The sequence below is a fragment of the Rhizobium zaerense genome (assembly GCF_051810725.1).
Taxonomy (GTDB): Bacteria; Pseudomonadota; Alphaproteobacteria; order Rhizobiales; family Rhizobiaceae; genus Rhizobium; species Rhizobium leguminosarum_I.
The window spans coordinates 2,706,692-2,725,395 of record NZ_CM132690.1 but is presented as its reverse complement, the minus strand read 5'-3'; the positions used below and the strand labels follow the sequence as shown (position 1 = coordinate 2,725,395).

The following is an 18,704-nucleotide window of genomic DNA, read 5'->3' as shown; positions in this document are numbered from 1 at the left end:
TAATCTTTGGTATATATCGCTTTAATCTTTTCCCAAGAAATTTAAGCTAACAAATAGAATATTGCCTTTGAATATATGAGGAGTTCGCCGGATGAATACGGCTGTCGCGCCCAAGGTGCAAATTCCCGACGTTGCGGGTCAGATCACCTATGCCATGCGCTCCATGGGCGTTGCGCCGATACCGCGCAATTACGAACTCTTCTACGAGGCCTATATCGGCTCTAATCCAGCTCTCACCCGCGAACTCGCGGCCTTCGGCGGCCAGGTGAGCCAGGCCGAACTCGATGCTCTCGGCGCGCAGTACTTCACCCACAGCCCGGCCCGCGTCTTCGACGATGCCCATACGCGCATATCAGGCGAACTCGACGGTCTGCTGCGGATCCTGAGGCAGGAGCAGAGCTCGCTCGAAAGCTATACCAGGCTGCTCGGCGAGACCCACAAGCGCATCACCTCCAAGAGCAATGCCAGCGTCGAACTGATCGAAAACGCCATCGATCTCCTGAGCCAGGCGACCGGTGACACCATGGCGCATGGCGAACGTACCGTTGAGGACGTCGTCCAGCGCTCGCAGGAGATGGATCAAGTCCGCAAGGAACTCGACGAATACAAGCGCATCGCCAACACCGACTCGCTGACGCGGCTTTCCAACCGCCGCGCCTTCGACGACCGCCTCGCCGCCATCTTCGACAATTCGAGCATGCGGCCGGTGACGGCGCTGCTGCTCTGCGACATCGACAATTTCAAGAAGATCAACGACACCTACGGCCATCCGGTCGGCGACAAAGTGCTTGCCACCGTCGCCTCCGTGATCCGCAGCAATGTCCGCCGCGACGTCTTCGTCGCCCGCACCGGCGGCGAGGAATTCGCCCTCATCATCGATGGCAACACGCCCGAGGAAGTCACCGCGATCGCCGAGCGCATTCGTCGCACACTGGAGACGACGCCCTTCAAGAATTCCCGCACGCGGGTGAATTACGGCCCGGTCACCGTCTCGATCGGCATCTGCATGGCCTCCAATGCCGATGATGCCGGCGAACTCTACAGCAAGACCGACATCGCCCTTTACGGCGCCAAGAATGCCGGCCGCAACTGCACCATCCTCTATCAGGATGGCATGCAAAAGGATTTCACCAAGAGCTGGCTGATCTACAAGACGTGACGGCGATCCAGCGCCGCACGCACACTGTCACCGGAAGGTGATGGCGGCGGGATGCTGTCCAGTTCGCGCGGCTTGCTCCCTCTTCTCCCCTCGGGGAGAAGGTGGCCCGCAGGGTCGGATGAGGGGGCCACACGGCATGCCCTTCATTGTTGCCTTCGCTTGCGCTCAGCGCATTCGCGGCTTTGCCGCTCACCCCCTCATCGCCTCGCTATCGCTCCGGCACTTCTCCCCGCTGGGGAGAAGAGACTTGTGGCGGCGCCGTATTCCTCGCTCATCCGTGAGGGAGAAAACGGACGAGTTCGCCGCGACGCCGAGTAAAAAGCCGGCAGCCACCGGCACGCTTTCTACCACATCGTCTTTGCCGCCCGCCCCGGCCATTCCCGGTCGTAGGTTTCCTGGTCGAAATCGCCGGTCGCAGCCTTCAGCATCTGCCCGGGCGTCGGCAGCTTCGCTGGATCGGCGAAGTGCTCGGTATTCCAGAGCTCGGCCCGCATCACGGCGCGCGCGCATTGGAAATAGACCTCGTCGATCGAAATCACGACGACGGTGCGCGGATGTTTGCCGTCCATCTCGAAACTTGAAAGCAGCGCATCATCATCGGAGACGACGCCGCGGCCGTTGATGCGCATCGTCGTGTTCGAGCCGGGGATCAGGAACATCAGCGCCAGTCTTGGATCGCGCACGATGTTGGAGAGCGAATCGACCCGGTTGTTGCCGCGCCAATCCGGCAGATGCAGCGTCTCGTCGTCGGCGACGCGCACCACGCCGCCAAGATCGCCGCGCGGTGAACAATCGAGCCCTTCCGGCCCGACGGTCGCAAGTGCCGCGAACGGCGAGATCTCGATCATCTCACGATAGAGCGGGGTCAATTGCTTCGTCACCTTGGTGACGGAGGCTGGCGACAGGCCGGCGCTATAGATCGTATTGAGCTCTTCGATGCTGCTGATGATTTTCATGAGACGTCCCGCCGCGGCTTGATCTTCGCGACGGACGCTACAATGCCGCGCGCCTTGCCGGAAGCTCAAAAAACGGAATGATCTCCGCATCTTTTTTGATGTTTTCATCAGGCGCTTCACCAGCTTCCCGATCGCCGTCGAGAAACGCCGCGATCGCGGCAAGAACCGGCGCGGCGCCGACGATGCGCCGGTGGCCGAAGCCGTTCGCCCAGAACAGCCGAACGCCCCTTCCCGCCGCGCCATAGCGCTTGGCATGGAGAGGCGACACCTCCTTGTCGTCCTCGGCATGGATGACGAGCACCGGGCGGCCGATCTCGCCCGCCGCTTCGCCGGCGTCGAAGTCTTCAAGCCTCCGTCCGGTGGCGCGGTGGACCTCGTTCTCCAGTGCCGCTTGCGCCGCAGAGCGAAGACCGACCATCCGGCCGAAGTCGGCAAACAGCCAGCCCATCTCGCTCGGCGCACCGATCAGCACCAGGCGCTCACCGCTGACAGGCGCCACGCGAGGCAGCAGCTCCGCTGCCGAGACCATGAGCGCCGCGCCGCCGAAGGAATGACCGATCGTCGCATCGAAGGCGCCGAAGCGCTCCTCGGCCGCCGCGATCGTCTCGACCGCGAGCCCCATATGCAGGAAGCGCCCGCCGGAACGGCCGTGGCCGGGAAAATCGAGTGCCACGACCTCCGCGCCCGTTGCCGCAAGCATCGAGACGAGTTCGGCCATATATGCCGCGCTCGATCCCCAGCCATGGGTCACCAGATAGCGCTGGCGCTTGCCTCTCGCTCCGCCGTTCAGCCGGTAGGCATGCGCTTGGCGCCCGCCGGCAAGCCTGAGGGTGAAGCGTTCGGCGCCGGAAAGTCGGGCAGCACCCGCCGCATGCGCTGCCTTCGCCTTTGCTCCCTTCGGCTTTGCCGATGGCGTCCGGCAGAACAGCTGGAACGCCGCTCTGCCTGCCAGATCGGGCGAAATCGCCTGCAGAGCCGAAAACCCGAGGCGGGTGACGTCAAGCGCAAAGTTTGCCATAGTGGGATTCCAAAAGACTGTTCAACACTGAACAATAAAGTACAACGATGAACAAAAATCAATCCCTTCCCTGGGATCATCCGCGTTTTCGCAGCTGGATCGCGGTGGCTCGCGCCTGCCAGCTGATGCAACAATCTCTTGCCCGCTCGCTTGCCGATCTCGACATCAAGCCGCCGCACCTCGATATCCTGGTCAATCTCTATCGTTTCGAGGGCATCTCCCAGCAGGAGCTGGCGCGCAAGCTGCTGGTCGGCCGCTCCAATATGAGCATGCTGCTGCCGCAGATGGAGAAGCGCGGTCTGATCCTCCGCCGCGATGACGAGCGCGACAAGCGCGTGCTGCGCCTCTATTTGACGCCGGACGGTCGAAAGCTGAGTGAAGAAGCCATGGCAATCCAGACCGGCCTCATCGACCGCGTTCTGTCGGACGAGCCGATAGAGCAATGCACGGCGACCGCCGATTTGATGGAGCGGATCATCACCATGCTGCTGAAAGATCTGCGTGACGAGGACTGATGTTCAATGCAGCGTCGGCGCCGCCGCCGTACCGGTCAGCGAGCGATATTCCCAAGCGGCGACGATAATCAGCACCAGCGTCGCCAGGATGCCCATCAGATAGACCTCGATGAAGGGTGCGGCGAAGGCGAGCAGGATCAGAAGGACCAGGCCGGCAAGATGCGATAGCGGCAGCTGGCCGCTGGTCGCGCCCTTGAACCAGAGATTGCCGATCAGGAACAGGCCGGAGCCGCCAAGCACGGCCGCGGCGATACCGAGATTGCCGGTTTCATGCGGATGCGAGAACATGAACTCGACCGCCACTGCATGGACGATGATGCCGGCAAGGATCGGGATATGCCCATAGGTGAAGGCCAGACGCGCCAAGCTGCCCGGCGTCTCTTCATGCTCGATGCGGTGGGCGGCGCGCCCGTGGCCGAAGCGGAAATAGAGCCACCACATGGCGACCGTGCCGACGAAGCCGGTGACGAAGACGACGCTGGTCAGCCCGGAGAACGGCAGCTCCGAAAAGGTTCGGCCGGAAACGAGGATCGCTTCGCCGAGGCAGATGATGACAAAGAGCGCGCAGCGTTCGGCCATATGCGCGCCGGAAACGTCCCAGTCCCGCGCCGTCGAGCGCCCGAGCCCGGGCACGGCAAAGCCCGCGGCCGGCCCGGCATATTCGATCGCCAGCGCAATCACCCAGGCGATCAGCCGGACTTCATGCTCGAGCAGCCCGCCGGCAATCCAGAAGACCCCGGCAACCACGAGCCAAGTGCTGATGCGGACGAAATTCAGCGTGTTGGGGCGGTCGACGCGCGTCATCGCATAGGTCGTAAACAGCGAGCGCCCGACCTGCATCGCCACATAGGCGCCGGCAAACAACAGCCCCTTGTCGCCGAAGGCCTCGGGGATGGAGGCAGACAGCAGCAGCCCGAGCATCATCAGCGCCACCAGCATGCCGCGTACCGGCATTTTGTCCGGATCGAGCCAGTTCGTCACCCAGGCCGTGAAGATCCACACCCACCAGACGGCGAAGGTCATCAGCGCCGCTTCGCCGGCACCGAGCGGCGTGTAGTGGGCGGCGAGCGCATGCGAGAGCTGCGAGATCGAAAAGACGAAGACCAGGTCGAAGAACAGTTCGAGGAAGGTCACCTTGCTGCCGCTGGCGCTGCCCTTGGCGCGGAGCCAGTTCTTTCCGTTCGTCTTCGCCATATGGCCCCCGATGGCTGGATTACCCGTGGATTGAAAGTGTAGCGGCGCTCAGGTGAGCATCAGCGCGGCTTTTCCGCCGTGTCGCGGTTCATGCCTTTTTCGCGGAGTTCGTCCTCGTAAGCGGAAAACAGCTCATCGCCCCGCTCGCCGAGTTCGCGCAGATAGGTCCAGGTGTAGATGCCGGTATCGTGCATGTCGTCGAAGCCGATGCGGACCGCGTAATTGCCGGTCGGCATCATCGAGATGATCGCGACATTGCGTTTGCCCGGCACCGTCACCTTCTGTCCTGGCCCATGGCCCTGCACCTCGGCCGAGGGCGACAGAACGCGCAAGAGCTCAGCCGACAGGTCGAAGCTCAGACCGTCATCGAAGGTTACCACCAGCCGCTGCCTGTCTTTCGAGACGCGAAGTTCGGTCGGCCAGATATCGCTCATCATTTTGTCCTCTTCTCATGCGAGGAGTAGGCGCTGATCTTTTTCGGCGCAAGCTGAAATTGGCATGCTCGCGCGGGCTGTTTCCCTTGACGCGACAATAGCATATGCCCACATTGATGAGAGTACGGAGATACAGGTGAACACCAGAGTTGGAACGGTAGGTAATGCATCGCCGCTGGTGGCAGGTGCGCACCCGATGATCGACCCCTTCGGGCGGGCGGTCACCTATCTCCGTGTCTCCGTCACCGACCGCTGCGATTTCCGCTGCACCTATTGCATGGCGGAGAATATGACCTTCCTGCCAAAGAAGGATCTCTTGACGCTGGAAGAGCTCGACCGGCTCTGTTCCGCCTTCATCGCCAAGGGTGTCCGAAAGATCAGGCTGACCGGCGGCGAGCCCCTGGTGCGCAAGAACATCATGTATCTGGTTCGCCAGCTCGGCCAGAAGATCGGTTCCGGCCTCGACGAGCTGACGCTGACGACCAACGGTTCGCAGCTTTCCCGCCACGCCGAGGAGCTCTATGATTGCGGCGTGCGTCGCATCAATGTTTCGCTCGATACGCTCGACCCCGACAAGTTCCGCAAGATCACCCGCTGGGGTGATTTCGCCAAGGTCATGGAAGGCATCGACGCGGCTCAAAAGGCAGGGCTGAAGATCAAGCTCAACGCCGTGGCGCTGAAGGATTTCAACGATGCCGAGATGCCGGAGTTGCTGCGCTTCGCCCATGGCCGCGGCATGGATCTGACCGTCATCGAAACCATGCCGATGGGCGAGATCGAAGAAGACCGCACCGACCAGTACCTGCCGCTTTCAAAGCTGCGCGCCGATCTCGAAGAGCAGTTCACGTTTGCGGACATCGATTACCAGACCGGCGGCCCGGCGCGTTACGTCAGGGTCGAAGAAACCGGCGGCCGCCTCGGCTTCATCACGCCGATGACCCATAATTTCTGCGAAAGCTGCAACCGCGTCCGCCTCACCTGCACCGGCACACTCTATATGTGCCTCGGCCAGAACGACGCCGCCGATCTCCGCGCCGCACTCCGCGCCACCGAAGACGACGCCCTCCTCCACGCCGCCATCGACGAGGCCATCACCCGCAAACCCAAAGGCCACGACTTCATCATCGACCGCACGCATAATCGCCCGGCGGTGGCCAGGCATATGAGTGTCACCGGAGGGTGAGAAGCGGTCCCGCAAAGCGGGAGCAATCGATCCAGTGAATCGATTGCAGCGCCGAACGCCCTGAGCAATGCGAAGGGCCGGGATACGGTGCGGCAGACTCCCCTTCTCCCCAGCGGGGAGAAGATGCCCTTCAGGGCAGATGAGGGGGTGAGCGGCGAAGCCGCGAGTGCGCCGAGCGCAAGCGAAGGGCAATCAACGCTGTGCCGAGTGGCCCCCTCATCCGACCCTGCGGGCCACCTTCTCCCCGCTGGGGAGAAGAGGGAGCCGCCCCAATCCCCATCACCAAGGCTTACGCGCGCAAATCGCAAACCGGTCCTGCACCATGCGCTCCAGCCCGCGCAGGAACGGCATCTTGCGCGCCTGCGCCCAATGGATATCGGCGAGTTTGCGGTCGACGACGATATCCGTAAAACCGGCTTGGCGCAAAAGATCGACAACTGCTTCGGCCGGCATCTGGCTGGAGAAATGCACGCGTGAGCGGATCTTCTGGTGCCGCGCCATCATCTCCGGCGACATGTGGCTCGCCGGCAGTTTGCCGGTCACCTTCGTCCAGAGCTTCTGCAGGCCCTTGACCCAGGTTTCCTTACCCATATTGCCGTCGAGGATCAGCACCTTGCCGCCCGGCTTCAATACCGAGAACCATTCCTTGAAGGCTGAAGCCGGGTCGACCAGCGTCCAGACAAGATGGCGGTTGGTGATGACGTCGTAGCTGTCCTTGGGCTCCATGGTGTTTTCGGCGTCGCCGGCGACGAAGCGGATATCGGTGCCGCGCTTCTTGGCCTTGGCGCGCGCCTGCGCCAGCATCGCATCCGACCAGTCGAGGCCGGTGACTTTGAAGCCGACATCGTTCATCAGATGCGAGATCACGGCGGTGCCGCAGGCAAGATCGAGCGCTGCCCGTCCCTGCCCGGCGCCAAGATGCTTTCGGATCAGCCGCTGCCAACCCTTCCGCTCGCCTTCAGAAAAGATTTCATGGCCGACGCTCTGGTCGAAGGTTGCCGCCCTCTCCGACCAGAAATCGCGGATTTCGTCGCGGATGGAGTAATTTGTGTTCGTCGAATTCATCTTGAGAGCCCCGGCATCGGATCAGTTTGGAAATGCTCTAAAACATATAACTTGATTCATAAAGTCATATTTCTTATGCCTGCGGACATTATTCAGACATCAGGGGAATTTCCAGATGAATTTCGTGAAAATGCTCGCAGTTTCCGCGGCTGCGATTGCCGGCTTGATGCCACTTTCGGCCTGGGCGCAATCCTTCACCGTCAAGGATGTTGCGGGCCGCGAAGTGACCTTCGACAAGCCGGTCGAGCGTGTGATCCTAGGGGAAGGTCGCATGCTCTATGCCGTAGCACCCATCGAGAAGGAAGATCCCTTCGCCAAGATCGTCGGCTGGCGCAACGATCTCTGGACCACCGACAAGGACGGTTTCAACGCCTATGTCGAGAAGTTCCCCAAGGGCAAGGACCTGCCCTTCCTCGGCAATCTGACGGACGGCACTCTGCAGACCGAAACGGTCGTCAAGCTGCATCCCGACGTGCTGCTGCTGCCGATCGGCAACAAGACGGCGGCCGACGAGGTGAAGCTCGAGGAGATGCTCAGCGGCATCGGCGTGAAGATCGTCTATATCGATTTCCGCGAGCACATTCTCGCCAACACCGAGCCGAGCCTGAAGATCCTCGGCCAGATCTTCGGCCATGAGGGCCGCGCCGAAGCCGTCGCCAGCTTCTGGAAAGAGCAGATGGCCCGCGTCACCGACAGACTGAAGGCGGCCAATCCGCCAAAGCCGAATGTGTTCATGTACCGCGCCGCCGGCCTCGTGGAATGCTGCGGCACCTTCGGTCCCGATAATTTCGGCCTGATGGTCGATTGGGCTGGCGGCCACAATCTCGGCTCCGATTTCCTGCCGGGCTATACCGGCTCGATCAATGCCGAGCAGGTTGTCGCCTCCAATCCCGATGTCATCGTCGTCACCGGCTCCAACTGGAGCCAGACCAAGAATGCCAAGGATTATGTGAATGTCGGCCCGAATGCCGTCGCCACCTTTGACGACAGCCGCAAGTCGCTGAACACGCTGATGGAAAACCCTGCTTTTACCGGCTCCAGGGTGGTTGCCGGCGGCAATGTCCATGCGATCTGGCACCAGTTCTATACCAGCCCCTATCAGTTCGTTGCCGTTCAGCAACTGGCCAAGTGGTTTCATCCCAACCTCTTTGCCGATCTCGATCCGGATGCCACCTTCAAGGAATTCCACGAAAAATTCCTGCCGGTCGCCTACCAGCCGGGTTACTGGGTCGACGCCAAGGCGGGTCAGTAATCCGAAATGGCAGAGATCGCCGCACTATCGATCGAAGCCGAAGCTGGGAGGGAGCGCTACCGCGCCCTCGCCCGGCGCAAGCTGCTGATCCTCGCCACCATGACGACAGCACTCTGCCTGTGCTTTGCCGTCGATCTCGCCTGGGGCCCGGCCCGCTATAGTCTTACCGAGGTCGTGGCCGCCCTCCTCGACCCCTCCTCCGTTTCGGATCAGGTGCGGGCCGTCGTCTGGGACATCCGCATGCCGGTTGCGGTGATGGCGATCGTCGTCGGCGCCTCGCTCTCCGTCGCCGGCGCACAGATGCAGACGATCCTCGCCAATCCGCTCGCCAGCCCCTTCACCCTCGGCATTTCGGCGGCGGCAAGCTTTGGCGCAGCGCTGGCGATCGTCACCAGCGTTCCGCTTCTGCCTGTTGCAGCCGGCCTGCTCGTGCCGGTCAATGCCTTCATCATGGCGCTGATCGCCACGCTCTTCATCCATTTCGTCTCGCAGGCCCGCGGCGTCTCGGTGCAGACGGTGGTGCTGCTCGGCATTGCCCTCGTTTTCACCTTCAATGCGGCCCTCGCCTTCCTGCAATATCTCGCCTCAGAACAGGCGCTGTCGGCCGTCGTCTTCTGGACGATGGGCAGCCTCACCAAGGCCACATGGCCGAAAATCTGGGTGACGCTCGCCGTCTTGCTGATCGCGTTGCCGCTCTTTGCCCGCAACGCCTGGGCGCTGACGGCGATCCGGCTTGGCGAGGACAAGGCCGCAAGCTTCGGCGTCAATGTCCGCCGCATCCGGCTGCAGACCATGCTGGTGGTCTCGCTGCTTGCCGCAGTCCCCGTCAGCTTCGTCGGCACCATCGGTTTCGTCGGCCTGGTCGGGCCGCATATATCACGCATGATTCTTGGCGAGGATCAGCGCTTTTTTCTGCCGGGCTCGATCCTGTCGGGCGCGCTATTGATGTCGCTGACCTCGATCGTCTCGAAGTCGATCATCCCCGGCGTTATCTTTCCGATCGGCATCATCACCGCACTGGTCGGCGTGCCCTTCTTCTTCTCGCTCATCCTCTCGAACAGGAGCCGGTCATGGTAGCGCTTCAGTTACAATCGGTCGGCGCCTATCACGGCCGCAAACTCTTCGTCGAAGACGTGACGACGCCAATGATGACATCGGGCGAGGTCGTCGCAGTGATCGGCCCGAACGCCGCCGGCAAGTCGACGCTCTTCAAGCGCATCACCGGTCTGCTCAAAGGGCCGGGCCATGTCGTCGTCGAAGGCTCGAAAACGAAAAACGCCATCAGCTACATGCCGCAGGATACCTCGGCCAACGCGGTGCTGACGGTCTACGAATCCATCCTGCTCGCCCGCAAGCAGGGTCAGTCCTGGGCCGTCAGCGACAGCGACCTGCGCTTCATCGACGAGGTCATGAAGGCGCTTGATATGTCAGCCATCGCCTTCCGCGATCTCGGCGCGCTTTCCGGTGGCCAGCGCCAGCTCGTCTCGATCGCCCAGGCGCTGGTGCGCGAACCCGAGATTATGCTGATGGACGAACCCACAAGCGCGCTCGACCTCCACCGCCAGGTCGAGGTCCTCGACTTCATGCGCCGCCAGGCCCGCACCAAGGGCATGATCGTGCTGATCGCCATCCACGATCTTAACCAGGCACTGCGCTTTGCCGACAAGGTCCTCGTCATCGCCAACGGTCGCATGCACGCCTGCGGCACCCCAAGGGATGTCGTCACCGCCGAGATGCTGCGCGAGATCTACAGGGTCGAGGCCCGGGTCGAGAAATGCTCGATGGAGTACGACCATGTGATCGTGGATGGGACGGCGCATTGAGGCTGGCAACAGTCTGCCTCGTCAGCTAATCAATCGCTGCGCGGTAAACTTGTCCGTAACAAGCATGTCGATGACTCCCACGCGGAGCGCCCCTGCAATCGCGTCGGTCTTTTTGGACCCGCCGGCAAGAGCAATGACCCGGTCCACTCGTTCGAGATCCTCAAGTGGAAGGCCTATGACCCGGTCGTCCAGGGGTGTCTTGACCGGCTTGCCGTTTTTATCGAAGAAGCGAAGGGAGATATCGCCGACGGCTCCCGCTTCCGCGAGATCAGACAGTTCGCGGGACGAAAAGATGTTGCCGGACCGTGCGAGAAGTTCGGACGGTTCGACTGCTCCGATTCCGACTATCGCAAGCGTTATGCTGCCGAACAGGTCAATCGTCTCGCGGACGAACGGGTCGGCCTGCATCAGAAGCTTTGCCTCTCTGGACGAGGTAACGCCCTGCACGGGAAGCAGTTTCGGCTCGGCGCCGGTCAGCCGTGCAAGCCGCGTGGTAAGCTGCGTCGCATGCGTCTGCACTGAAGGATCCCCCATGCCTCCAAGGGTCTGGACGACGTATTTCGCCTGAGCGCTCTTCTGAGGATGAATGTTCTCGACCATCTTGAAAATGGTCTGGCTCCAACTCGAAACGCCGATGATCTCCCCTGGCGCAAGTGTCACCTCCAAGAGATGAGCCGCTGCCTCTCCGATACGGGCCATGATCGCTCCGTCCCGATCTTCCGTGCACTCAACGACGATCGCCTCCGGCAGATCGTATTTCTCGCGAAGCGCGCCCTCGAGCTCGCTGTAGGTGCCGGCGGGAGGGATCACGCTGGTTCGCACGATATCTTCAGCCTCGGCACGCTTGAGCATCCGCGACACCGTCGCCTGCGACAGGCGAAGGTGCTGTGCGATCTCCGCCTGTCGCCGTCCCTCCATATGGTACATCTGGGCGACCCTTGAAATCAGGCGGAGTTCGTTAAGGCGAGTCATCGCTATTCCCAGAGTGAATTTTTATTCACCTTTAGCCTTTGTTTCGCGGACCGTCGAGCGGGCAAGCGCATCATTCCAGGTATCGAGAAGCAGCGCGCGATCCACGGGTTGCGGCTCAATGATTTGAGTGTTTCGCGGCAACTCCGCGACGTTCTGGAGATTGCTCCACAAGCCGAGCGAAAGCCCCGCCAGGTAAGCAGCGCCCAAAGCCGAAGCCTCGGGTGCTTCACATTGGATCACCGGATGTTCGATGAGGTTCGAGACACACTGCATCAGAAAGCGGTTCTGGCTCGGCCCACCATCCACGTAGAGCGCGCCGAGCGCGCCGCCGCTCTGTGCCCGCATGGCCGCGATCACGTCATGCACCTGCAGGGCGATGGAGTCTGTGACCGACCGAGCCATTTGCGCACGTGTCGTATTGAAGTTGATCTGGGAGAACAGGGCACGGGCGTCGGACTTCCAATAGGGTGCGCCCAGTCCCACGAATGCCGGCACGAAACCAGGTCCGCCCGGCTCAGCGCTCGCCGCAAGTTCGACAAGGGCCGCCACATCCGCCAAGCCGAGAATCTCCGCCATCCAGGGAAGACTGGCGGCGCAGACGAGAATATTGCCTTCGAAAGCGAAAGTCGGCTTTCCCTCGATGCGCCATGCGACGGTGGTTGTGACGCCGTTGCGTGGGGGAATGAATCGCGGCAGCGTCGTCATGACCGAAGAGCCGGTTCCAAAGGTCACCTTTCCGTCGCCCGGCTTGAATGCTCCATGACCGAACAGGGCTGCGTGGCTGTCTCCGATCGCAGCCATGATCGGAGTGCCATCCGGCACCCCGGCAATCCTTGCGTCCGGCCGAAATCGGCAGAGCTGTCTAGTACCTCGGGGAGGAGCGCGATTTCGACGCCGAAGATCTCGCCAAGTTCATCGCTCCATCTCTGTTCCCGCAGATCGAACAACTGGCTCCTGGCGGCATTGGAAGCGTCGCAAACATGCCGACGCCCGCCGGTCAGGCAGTGGACGAGCCAACTGTCGACCGTTCCCAGCCGCACCGATCGCCCGGCCGGAATACGGTCGAGCAGCCATCGGAATTTCGAACCTGGAAACATCGGATCCAATGGCAGGCCTGTGAGCGCCTGCACACGGTCAAGGCGGCCTTCGGCAATGAGACGCTCGCAATCCTGTGCCGTACGACGACACTGCCAGCTTACCACCGGTCCAAGCGCGTCTCCCGTTTCGGCGTCCCAGGCGGTGACAGATCTGCGCTGGTTGGAAATGGCCACCGCCTCGATAGTCACATCGGGACTGGCCTTCAGGCAGGCGTCGATCGCTTCGCAAACCGATGCGTAGAGCCGGCTTGGGTCTTGTTCGACCCAACCCGGCTTCGGATAGGAAATGCCGACAGCAGCCGAACCTCTGCCGACGATTTCTCCCCTTTCGGAAACCAGAACTGCCTTTGAATTGGTGGTGCCCTGGTCGATTGCCAGAATTGCCCGCATTCTATCCTCCCCAGATCAGGTCTCGGCCGGGACGACAAAAAGCGTCCCGGCTAGAGCAATTCCAGGAAAAGTGCCAAGCGGTTTTCCGTCCGGAATTGCATAAGAACAAAAGTCGCGCGATTCCAGTTACTTGCGCCTGATCAACGACTGCGCGGCGTCGGCGATTGCGGACGGCGCCATTCCGAATTCGTCGAGCAGAAACTCTGCCGAACCGGTCGGGGCATAGACCCCGGGAACTCCGAGACGTTTCATCGGGACCGGAGCATTGTCGACCACCACTTCGGCTACCGCGGAACCCAGCCCGCCAAAGATCGTATGCTCTTCGGCTGTGACGATCGCTCCGGTTTCCTTCGCCGCTGCTATGATAGCCTCCTCGTCGATCGGACGAACCGTTGCAAGATTGAGCACCCTGGCGTTGATGCCGCGGTCTGCGAGGATTTCGGCAGCCTTCAAGATGCGATGAGTCAAAGTGCCATTGGCGATAAGGGTGACGTCGGAGCCCTGGCGAAGGAGGTTTGCCTTGCCGAGTTCGAACCTGTGACCCTCCGGAAGCAGATCCGGTACACCAACGCGAGACAGACGCAGGAAACAGGGCCCGTTGTAAGCCGCGGCCCACTCAACCGCAGCAGCCGTTTCGATGCGGTCACAAGGCGCAATGACCGGAAGATTGGGCAGAACCCGCGTCCAAGCGAAGTCTTCGATCGAGTGATGGGTCGGTCCGAGTTCGCCATACGCCATTCCGGAAGAAATGCCGACCAGCTTGACGTTGGCATTCGAATACGAAATATCGGCCTTGATCTGCTCCAGCGACCGTCCCGTGAGAAACGGAGCAGCGGCGCACACAAATGGAAGACGTCCGCCATTGGCGAGGCCTGCGCCAACCCCCACCATGTTCTGCTCTGCGATGCCGACATTGACGAGGCGCTCTGCAAACTTCGCCTTGAAGCCGCCGAGCTTGGAGGAACCCACAGAGTCGTTGCAGACGGCAACGATGGTTTCGTTTTCGGCGGCCAGCCGCTCAAGCGCAGCAGCGAACGCGTCGCGGCAATCGTAGAGCCTGGGTGGGTTTATTGGCGCATTCATTACAGTGCCTCCGACAATTCTGCCAACGCAATTTCGTATTGTTCCTTGCTCGGTACCTTGTGGTGCCAGTCGACCCGGTCCTGCATGAACGATATTCCATGGCCCTTGTTGGTATGGGCGACGATGCAATGCGGTCTTGGCCCGCGGTGTTCGAGAGCCGGAACGATTTCGCTCATTTTGTTCCCGTTGATTTCGCTGACTTCCCAATCGAATGCTTCAAGCTTCGGACGAAGCGGGGCGAGATCATTGGTATCGGCCAGTGCAGCGCCCTGCTGAAACCTGTTGTGATCGATGATCAACGTCAAGTTATCGAGCTTGAACTGAGCTGCCGCCATGATCGCTTCCCAGTTTGAGCCCTCCTGCATCTCACCGTCGCCGGTGACGACATAGGTGTGATATTTCGCGCCTGAGAGCTTGGCGGCTATCGCCATTCCTACTGCGACCGGAAGACCGTGGCCGAGCGGCCCGGTATTCGTTTCGACGCCAGGAACCTTGTTGCAATTTGGATGCCCGTTCAGCCTCGAATGCGGCTTCAAGAAGGTGGAAATCTCATCCTCCGGGATGAAGCCGCGTTTTGCGAGCGTTACATACAGCGCGCATGCCGTATGCCCCTTAGAAAGAACGAACCTGTCGCGGTCGGGATGTTTGGGCTGATCCGGCCAGACATTCAGCACACGAAAATAGAGAGCCGTCAAAATGTCGATGACCGACATCTCGCCGCCAATATGGCCGGCGCCCGCTTCAAAGACCGCCTGGAGATCGCGCAATCGGATCTGGCGGGCGATGCGCTCAAGTTCTGTCGGATCCATAAATTCCTCCGTGCATAAATATTCAATCATCAATATTTTTGCACAACAAGCCGATTAGTCAAGCCCCTTAAGACGCTCCCGAGAGCACATGCCCGAAGAAAGCTTATTGACAGCTGAATGGCAAGTTGTTAATGAATTTTCCAGCAGGCATGAATAATTATTCTACCCTGAGCAAATATCGGATACAGGCCTACGCATAGGGAGGAGCAATGGTGGCGCTCGATATCAATGAACAGAGGCTTTCGTCCGGAGCCTGGCTGAGCAAGCTCAAGGGAGCTACCGGCCCCCTCGTCGGACTGCTCGCACTGTGCGTCTTTCTGAGCCTCAGCACAGATACGTTTCTTTCGGTTCGAAACGGCCTCAACATCCTCGACCAGATCACTGTTCTCGGCATCATGGCGGTAGGAATGACGTTCGTCATCCTGATCGGCGGCATTGATCTTTCCGTCGGCTCGGCACTCGCGCTGGCGATGATGGTCATGGGCTGGACCGCCAACGTCGCCGGCCTACCGCTGCCCGTCGGGATCGCTTTTGCTCTCATCGCCTCAGCGGTATCAGGCCTGATCGTCGGACTTCTGGTGACGCAGTTCCGGGTTCCAGCCTTTATTGCCACTCTTGCGATGATGTCCGCGGCTCGCGGCGTTGCAAACATGATCACGGACGGTCAGCAGATCGTCGGATTCCCCGACTGGTTCATGATGCTGGCCATCGATCGCCATTTCGGCATCATGACTGCCACGGTATTCCTCATGCTTGCGGTTGTTCTTGCCGCGTGGCTTTTCCTGCACTTCCGGTCCGAAGGTCGCATGCTCTATGCGGTGGGCGGAAACGCCGAAGTCGCGCGGCTGGCTGGTATCAACGTCCCGCTCGTGACGATAGCCGTCTATGTCGTTAGTGCCGTCCTTGCGGGGCTCGCAGGCATCGTGCTCGCCGCACGGCTGGATTCCGTCCAGCCGTCCAGTGGTCTGGGCTATGAACTGGACACCATCGCTGCGGTCGTCATCGGCGGGACTTCGCTCTCCGGCGGCGCGGGCGGCATCGGTGGAACGCTGATCGGCGTTCTTATCATCGGTGTGCTTCGCAACGGTCTCAACCTTCTCAACGTCTCGCCGTTCCTGCAGCAGGTGATCATCGGCATCGTCATCGTGCTCGCGGTCGGCGCAGAGACTATTCGTCGGCGTCGCGCCTGACGAGCGGGGTCCGCCGCGTTGGCAGACCCGGAATTCCGCCCCAAAATTTGGGGCGGATCAATACCCCGAGGGGGAGGACATACCCGAGGGTTCCATCAAACAACGGAGGAAATACAATGAAAATAGCGCGCACCATGCTCGCGTCCGCTGCACTGCTCGGCCTCATGCTCGGCCCCGTACATGCGGCGGAACTGAAGAAGCTCGGCCTGGCCGTTGCCAACCTTCAGGCAAACTTCTTCAACCAGATCAAGCAATCGGTCGAAGCCGAGGCCAAGAAGCGCGGCATCGAAGTCATCACGGTCGACGCGAAGGGCGACGGACCGACGCAGGTCAACCAGATCCAGGATCTTCTGACCCAGAAAATCGACGCGCTGATCTATATTCCGGCAGGTGCGGCGGCTGCGACCGTTCCGGTCAAGCTTGCGAAGAGCGCCGGCATCCCGGTCGTGAACGTCGACCGGAACGCCGAGGGAGCACCCGGCGATACCTTCCTTGCAACGGATTCCGTCGCGTCTGCCAAGGCCGTCTGCGACTACATCCTGAAGGAAGCCGGCGGCAAGGGGAAGATGGTCATCATCCACGGCCAGAAGGGCACGACGCCGGAAGTCGATCGTTCGAAGGGCTGCGCTGAATCTCTCAAGGCATATCCGGACGTCAAGGTTGTCGCCGAACAGTTCTCCAACATCTGGAGCCAGGACGAAGGCTTCCAGATCATGCAGAATATGCTGCAGGCAAATCCGGACGTTTCCATCGTGTTCGCACAGGCCGACGGCCTCGCCCTCGGCGCCGCGCAGGCGATCAAGGTCGCCAATCCGTCGCAGAAGATCGTGGTCGGCGGCTTCGATGGCGACACCGCGGCTCTCGAAGCGCTGAGCAAGGGCGTCTTCAACGTAACGGCGACACAGCAGACGCAGAAGATGGGCCGCGATGCGGTCGAAAATGCCGCCAAGCTTGTCGCCGGAGAAAAAGTACCGCCGGTGCAGCTTATGGACGCCACGCTGACAACCAAGGAAAACGTCGCAGGCTTCATCGCCAGCCATCCGTAATGAAGTCGAGGTCTTGAGGAGGTGTGCCATGACTGATCCCGTTCTTTCCCTGAGGGGCATATCCAAATGGTATGGGCCACTCCAGGTTCTGAAGGATGTCAGCTTGGACGTTTACCCCGGCGAAGTGGTTGCACTTCTCGGTGAAAACGGAGCGGGCAAGTCGACGTTGTCGGGCATTATTGCCGGGTCACGCTCGCCCTCCGAAGGATCAATGACATGGCTGGGGCAGCCTTATGCCCCGGCCACTCCAAGGGAAGCCATCGACAAGGGCGTTGTCCTGATACATCAGGAACTGCAGCTACTGCCGCAGCTGTCGATCGCGGAAAACGTCTTCATCGGACGCTGGCCGATGAAGAACGGCGTCGTCGACCGCGCCCAGATGGTTCGCCGGGCCCAGGACCAGCTCGCTCGCTTGAACCTTCGCATTCCTGCAACGCGGACGGTCGCCGGCCTTTCCACGGCGGATCAGCAACTCATCGAGATCGCCAAGGCGCTGGCTCTCAACGCAAAACTCCTGATCCTCGATGAGCCGACAGCCGCCCTTGGCGGAGCGGAGACGGAAGCTCTCTTCGAACAGGTTCGGAAGCTTCGCTCAGAAGGCGTCGGCATCGTCTATATTTCCCACCGCATGGAAGAGATCAAGCAGATAACCGACCGGATCGTCGTTCTTCGTGACGGCGAGCGGGTGCAGGAATTCTCCGACAGCGCCACCCCGGTGCGAACGATTGTCGAGAGCATGGTCGGGCGCCCGCTTGACCGCTTGTTCCCTACCCTTCCGGTTCCGACAAATCGCCCGGTACTCCAGGTGTCCGGGCTGAGCTCGCCGGACAACTCGTTCCGTGACGTTACCTTCGAGGTCCGGGCCGGGGAAATTCTGGGCATCGCCGGATTGGTCGGTGCCGGCCGCACCGAACTGGTGCGTGCGATTTCGGGAGCAGATCCAATCAGTGCTGGTTCGATCAAGCTGGAAGGCGAGGAACTCAGGCTGCGCGATCCAGCGGACGCGATCGCCAAGGGTATCGTGATGGTTCCGGAAGACCGCAAGGAGCAGGGCCTGATCGTCGGGCACCGGATCAGCGAGAACATTGTCTATGCCAATCTCGACAAACTCGGCGGCGGTTGGATCACGCCGCGCGTCAAGCGCTCCTTTGCAGAAAAGGCAGTTGCCAAGTTCGGCGTAAAGGGCCGTGCTGAACAGCACGCCTCGGACCTGTCCGGCGGCAACCAGCAGAAGGTCGTGATCGCGAAGTGGCTCATGCGCGATCCCAAGGTCGTTGTGCTCGACGAGCCGACGAGGGGCATCGACGTCGGCGCCCGAGCGGGCATCTACGACATCATCGTCAATCTTGCCAAACAGGGCGTGGCGGTCATCGTCGTAAGCTCTGACCTCGAAGAGGTTCTTGGAGTCTCCAATCGCATTCTCGTGCTTGCGCAAGGCAAGCAGGCGGGGATTCTCAATCGTGACCAGGCAAACGACGTTTCGGTCATGGAGCTAGCGACCATCTAAACAGACAGAGA

General features: G+C 60.9%; 17 protein-coding genes and 1 pseudogene. 9 read left to right on the top strand and 9 right to left on the bottom strand.

Going from position 1 to position 18,704, the window contains the following annotated elements; genetic code table 11:
• Nucleotides 1–91 precede the first annotated feature (91 nt).
• On the top strand, nucleotides 92–1,159 hold the full coding sequence (locus ACS4RR_RS13195) for a GGDEF domain-containing protein (RefSeq protein ID WP_260110962.1): 1,068 nt from the start codon (nucleotides 92–94) through the stop codon (nucleotides 1,157–1,159).
• A gap of 344 nt (nucleotides 1,160–1,503) precedes the next feature.
• On the opposite strand, the gene ACS4RR_RS13190 is transcribed toward ACS4RR_RS13195, so the two are convergent.
• The gene (locus ACS4RR_RS13190; protein WP_170261038.1) at nucleotides 1,504–2,115 is read right to left on the bottom strand and encodes a pyridoxamine 5'-phosphate oxidase family protein; all 612 of its coding nucleotides are present in this window, start codon (nucleotides 2,113–2,115) and stop codon (nucleotides 1,504–1,506) included.
• Nucleotides 2,116–2,152: 37 nt separating this feature from the next.
• Nucleotides 2,153–3,133, bottom strand: a complete 981-nt coding sequence (locus ACS4RR_RS13185; protein WP_170261039.1) for an alpha/beta hydrolase — start codon at nucleotides 3,131–3,133, stop codon at nucleotides 2,153–2,155.
• 47 nt (nucleotides 3,134–3,180) lie between these two features.
• Here ACS4RR_RS13185 and ACS4RR_RS13180 point away from each other — a divergent pair, with 47 nt between their 5' ends.
• The gene (locus ACS4RR_RS13180; RefSeq protein ID WP_456188889.1) at nucleotides 3,181–3,648 is read left to right on the top strand and encodes a MarR family winged helix-turn-helix transcriptional regulator; all 468 of its coding nucleotides are present in this window, start codon (nucleotides 3,181–3,183) and stop codon (nucleotides 3,646–3,648) included.
• 3 nt (nucleotides 3,649–3,651) lie between these two features.
• Here the strand turns inward: ACS4RR_RS13180 and ACS4RR_RS13175 are convergent, their stop codons facing one another.
• Nucleotides 3,652–4,842 (bottom strand): low temperature requirement protein A, encoded by a 1,191-nt coding sequence (locus ACS4RR_RS13175; protein ID WP_222294779.1) that lies wholly within the window; start codon nucleotides 4,840–4,842, stop codon nucleotides 3,652–3,654.
• Between the two features lie 59 nt (nucleotides 4,843–4,901).
• A complete protein-coding gene (locus ACS4RR_RS13170) occupies nucleotides 4,902–5,276 on the bottom strand; it encodes a gamma-butyrobetaine hydroxylase family protein (protein ID WP_170261044.1) in 375 nt (124 codons plus the stop codon).
• A gap of 136 nt (nucleotides 5,277–5,412) precedes the next feature.
• Between ACS4RR_RS13170 and moaA the strand changes: the two genes are divergently transcribed.
• On the top strand, nucleotides 5,413–6,459 hold the full coding sequence (moaA, locus tag ACS4RR_RS13165) for a GTP 3',8-cyclase MoaA (RefSeq protein ID WP_017964572.1): 1,047 nt from the start codon (nucleotides 5,413–5,415) through the stop codon (nucleotides 6,457–6,459).
• Nucleotides 6,460–6,738: 279 nt separating this feature from the next.
• Here moaA and ACS4RR_RS13160 read toward each other — a convergent pair whose 3' ends face one another.
• Nucleotides 6,739–7,524: a class I SAM-dependent methyltransferase gene (locus tag ACS4RR_RS13160; RefSeq protein WP_456188888.1), complete on the bottom strand. Its 786-nt coding sequence runs from the start codon at nucleotides 7,522–7,524 to the stop codon at nucleotides 6,739–6,741.
• Between the two features lie 115 nt (nucleotides 7,525–7,639).
• On the opposite strand from ACS4RR_RS13160, the gene ACS4RR_RS13155 reads away from it, so the two are divergent.
• Genes ACS4RR_RS13155 through ACS4RR_RS13145 form a run of 3 tightly spaced genes read left to right on the top strand, consistent with a single transcriptional unit; the run spans nucleotide 7,640 to nucleotide 10,599 of the window.
• Nucleotides 7,640–8,776, top strand: coding sequence for an ABC transporter substrate-binding protein (locus tag ACS4RR_RS13155; protein WP_222294600.1), 1,137 nt, complete (start codon nucleotides 7,640–7,642; stop codon nucleotides 8,774–8,776).
• Between the two features lie 6 nt (nucleotides 8,777–8,782).
• Nucleotides 8,783–9,853: a FecCD family ABC transporter permease gene (locus ACS4RR_RS13150; RefSeq protein ID WP_222294602.1), complete on the top strand. Its 1,071-nt coding sequence runs from the start codon at nucleotides 8,783–8,785 to the stop codon at nucleotides 9,851–9,853.
• Entirely contained in the window at nucleotides 9,847–10,599 is a 753-nt protein-coding gene (locus ACS4RR_RS13145) for an ABC transporter ATP-binding protein (protein ID WP_222294604.1), read from the top strand. The genes ACS4RR_RS13150 and ACS4RR_RS13145 overlap by 7 nt, the downstream gene beginning before the upstream one ends.
• Before the next feature lie 21 nt (nucleotides 10,600–10,620).
• Here the strand turns inward: ACS4RR_RS13145 and ACS4RR_RS13140 are convergent, their stop codons facing one another.
• The 4 genes and pseudogenes from ACS4RR_RS13140 to ACS4RR_RS13125 form a co-directional block, all read right to left on the bottom strand.
• Nucleotides 10,621–11,571, bottom strand: a complete 951-nt coding sequence (locus tag ACS4RR_RS13140) for a sugar-binding transcriptional regulator (RefSeq protein ID WP_017964577.1) — start codon at nucleotides 11,569–11,571, stop codon at nucleotides 10,621–10,623.
• A 21-nt stretch (nucleotides 11,572–11,592) separates the two neighbouring features.
• Nucleotides 11,593–13,058: pseudogene (locus ACS4RR_RS13135) on the bottom strand (FGGY family carbohydrate kinase).
• Nucleotides 13,059–13,184: 126 nt separating this feature from the next.
• On the bottom strand, nucleotides 13,185–14,141 hold the full coding sequence (locus tag ACS4RR_RS13130; protein WP_222294607.1) for a transketolase family protein: 957 nt from the start codon (nucleotides 14,139–14,141) through the stop codon (nucleotides 13,185–13,187).
• Complete coding sequence (locus ACS4RR_RS13125) at nucleotides 14,141–14,950, bottom strand: transketolase (protein WP_222294608.1); 810 nt, start codon at nucleotides 14,948–14,950, stop codon at nucleotides 14,141–14,143. The genes ACS4RR_RS13130 and ACS4RR_RS13125 overlap by 1 nt, the downstream gene beginning before the upstream one ends.
• Nucleotides 14,951–15,159: 209 nt before the next feature.
• Between ACS4RR_RS13125 and ACS4RR_RS13120 the strand changes: the two genes are divergently transcribed.
• From ACS4RR_RS13120 to ACS4RR_RS13110, 3 genes are all read left to right on the top strand, one after another.
• Nucleotides 15,160–16,140, top strand: coding sequence for an ABC transporter permease (locus tag ACS4RR_RS13120; RefSeq protein WP_017964581.1), 981 nt, complete (start codon nucleotides 15,160–15,162; stop codon nucleotides 16,138–16,140).
• Nucleotides 16,141–16,256: 116 nt separating this feature from the next.
• Complete coding sequence (locus tag ACS4RR_RS13115) at nucleotides 16,257–17,186, top strand: sugar ABC transporter substrate-binding protein (protein ID WP_017964582.1); 930 nt, start codon at nucleotides 16,257–16,259, stop codon at nucleotides 17,184–17,186.
• A 28-nt stretch (nucleotides 17,187–17,214) separates the two neighbouring features.
• Nucleotides 17,215–18,693, top strand: coding sequence for a sugar ABC transporter ATP-binding protein (locus ACS4RR_RS13110; RefSeq protein WP_456188887.1), 1,479 nt, complete (start codon nucleotides 17,215–17,217; stop codon nucleotides 18,691–18,693).
• Nucleotides 18,694–18,704: the final 11 nt, after the last annotated feature.

Excerpts from the sequence above, each read along its gene's own strand:
- ACS4RR_RS13195 (WP_260110962.1), top strand. The coding sequence starts at position 92 with ATGAATACGGCTGTCGCGCCCAAGGTGCAAATTCCCGACGTTGCGGGT.
- ACS4RR_RS13190 (WP_170261038.1), bottom strand. The coding sequence starts at position 2,115 with ATGAAAATCATCAGCAGCATCGAAGAGCTCAATACGATCTATAGCGCC.
- ACS4RR_RS13185 (WP_170261039.1), bottom strand. The coding sequence starts at position 3,133 with ATGGCAAACTTTGCGCTTGACGTCACCCGCCTCGGGTTTTCGGCTCTG.
- ACS4RR_RS13180 (WP_456188889.1), top strand. The coding sequence starts at position 3,181 with ATGAACAAAAATCAATCCCTTCCCTGGGATCATCCGCGTTTTCGCAGC.
- ACS4RR_RS13175 (WP_222294779.1), bottom strand. The coding sequence starts at position 4,842 with ATGGCGAAGACGAACGGAAAGAACTGGCTCCGCGCCAAGGGCAGCGCC.
- ACS4RR_RS13170 (WP_170261044.1), bottom strand. The coding sequence starts at position 5,276 with ATGAGCGATATCTGGCCGACCGAACTTCGCGTCTCGAAAGACAGGCAG.
- ACS4RR_RS13160 (WP_456188888.1), bottom strand. The coding sequence starts at position 7,524 with ATGAATTCGACGAACACAAATTACTCCATCCGCGACGAAATCCGCGAT.
- ACS4RR_RS13155 (WP_222294600.1), top strand. The coding sequence starts at position 7,640 with ATGAATTTCGTGAAAATGCTCGCAGTTTCCGCGGCTGCGATTGCCGGC.
- ACS4RR_RS13150 (WP_222294602.1), top strand. The coding sequence starts at position 8,783 with ATGGCAGAGATCGCCGCACTATCGATCGAAGCCGAAGCTGGGAGGGAG.
- ACS4RR_RS13145 (WP_222294604.1), top strand. The coding sequence starts at position 9,847 with ATGGTAGCGCTTCAGTTACAATCGGTCGGCGCCTATCACGGCCGCAAA.
- ACS4RR_RS13140 (WP_017964577.1), bottom strand. The coding sequence starts at position 11,571 with ATGACTCGCCTTAACGAACTCCGCCTGATTTCAAGGGTCGCCCAGATG.
- ACS4RR_RS13130 (WP_222294607.1), bottom strand. The coding sequence starts at position 14,141 with ATGAATGCGCCAATAAACCCACCCAGGCTCTACGATTGCCGCGACGCG.
- ACS4RR_RS13125 (WP_222294608.1), bottom strand. The coding sequence starts at position 14,950 with ATGGATCCGACAGAACTTGAGCGCATCGCCCGCCAGATCCGATTGCGC.
- ACS4RR_RS13120 (WP_017964581.1), top strand. The coding sequence starts at position 15,160 with ATGGTGGCGCTCGATATCAATGAACAGAGGCTTTCGTCCGGAGCCTGG.
- ACS4RR_RS13115 (WP_017964582.1), top strand. The coding sequence starts at position 16,257 with ATGAAAATAGCGCGCACCATGCTCGCGTCCGCTGCACTGCTCGGCCTC.
- ACS4RR_RS13110 (WP_456188887.1), top strand. The coding sequence starts at position 17,215 with ATGACTGATCCCGTTCTTTCCCTGAGGGGCATATCCAAATGGTATGGG.